The sequence below is a fragment of the Mesotoga sp. UBA5847 genome (genome assembly GCF_002432735.1).
Lineage (GTDB): Bacteria > Thermotogota > Thermotogae > Petrotogales > Kosmotogaceae > Mesotoga.
On the sequence record NZ_DJGL01000080.1, the window covers coordinates 80008 to 80291 of the forward strand.

A 284-nucleotide genomic window follows, 5' to 3' on the forward strand; every position below is an offset into this window, starting at 1 on the left:
GACGCAAGGCTGGCTTCGCCAGGAAGTGATGCCCGTAGGAACGTCCGGGGAAGTGATGCGCCGAAAGATCATCGGCGGAAGCGATGCTGGCGCTTGCGCCCCAGGATGAGGCGAAAGAGCAGGAGTCGATCTCAGTTTTTGCTGGTCACAAGGAGCCGCTGAAGGCTGTACGCAGGGTAGAGCCGTGATCCGTTGACTGTCCAAGAGCAAGGATCCGTTCACCGATAAGACCAATCGAGAAAGAGCAATGTCGAGCCGTTCGCTGCGCTCACGAGAAGACGAGA